1 protein-coding gene is annotated in these 1,397 nt (G+C 56.2%); it reads left to right on the top strand.

The window, feature by feature from the left end:
* Positions 1 to 1,397 (top strand): MobQ family relaxase (mobQ, locus tag DXB44_RS14270; RefSeq protein WP_243111193.1); only part of this gene is annotated, 1,397 nt, incomplete at its 3' end.

Raw genomic sequence — 1,397 nt, 5'->3', positions numbered from 1 at the left:
ATGCCTATTCCGTGTCCGCATTTCAAAATTACCATCGTCAAACGCAGCCAAGGGCAGTCCGCCGTTGCCGGGGCCGCTTACCAGAGCGGCGAACGGCTGTTCAGTGAGTACGACCAGAAAACGAAATTCTACAACAAGAAGAAAGAGCTTGTCCATGCCGAGATCATGCTGCCGTCCCATGCGCCACCCGGATATGCAGACCGGGCAACTCTTTGGAACGCCGTGGAAGCCGTGGAGAACCAGTGGAACTCCCAGCTTGCCCGGCGCATCGTGCTGGCGTTCCCGGTAGAGGTGCCGAAGGAACAGTATCTTCCCATGCTCAAAGAATTTTGTCTGGAGCAGTTTGTTTCCAAGGGCATGATTGCGGATTTTGCCATCCACGACAAGGGAGATGGAAACCCACACGCCCACATTCTGCTGACGCTCCGGGCAATGGACGAACACGGCAAGTGGTTGCCGAAAGCCCGAAAGGTGTACGACCTTGACGAGAACGGTGAGCGCATCCGGCTTCCCTCCGGCCACTGGAAGTGCCACAAGGAAAACACCGTGGACTGGAACGACCAGAAGTACGCCGAGGTCTGGCGGCACAGCTGGGAAACCATCACCAATCGCTATCTGGAAGCCGCTGGCAGACCAGAACGTGTTGACCTGCGCTCCTTTGAGCGGCAGGGCATCCAGCAGATACCGACCGTGCATCTCGGTCCCGCCGCACACCAGATGGAAAAGCGCGGGGTGGAAACCTTTCTCGGCAATCTGAACCGAGATATTCGAGCCGCCAACAGCCTGATGCAGTCCATCCGCAGTGCAATTCGTGGTCTGCAACACTGGATCGCAGACCTGAACGAAAAGAAGCAGCTTCTTCTGGACGCTCTGGAAAAGGCGAAAGAACCCACGCTGTCCGACCTGCTGGTGGACTACTTCAATCTCCGCAATGAGCAGCGCAGCGATTGGTCTGCCAAGGCAAAACTGAAATGCTCCGTCCGGGACTTTGAGGAAGTCAAACAGGCGGTGGACTATCTGAAAGCCCATTCCCTGAACACCATCGAGGATTTGGACACTGCAATTTCTAACCTGAACCAGACCGCCGCCCCTCTCCGCAAGCAGTTGAAGCAGAACGAAAACCGTATGCGGGCAATCGCCCAGATCAAGGACGCCGCTGCCGTCCATGCCAAGCTGAAGCCCATCCATGATGCCTTTATGAAGAAGAACTTCAAGCTGACCAAGGACGCTTACGCCGCCCAGCACAAGGACGAACTGGACGCATTCAACAAGGCTGTCCGCACCCTGATGAAGCTGAACGGCAGCACAGCGGTGGACTTTTCGGCATTGGATGCCGAATTTTCTGCACTGCAATCTGGCAGCGCAGAACTGCGTACCAAACTGGAAACCTTGCAGCC

Source organism: Faecalibacterium sp. OM04-11BH (genome assembly GCF_003482185.1).
Lineage (GTDB): Bacteria > Bacillota > Clostridia > Oscillospirales > Ruminococcaceae > Faecalibacterium > Faecalibacterium tardum.
This window is presented reverse-complemented; position numbering and strand designations above follow the sequence as displayed.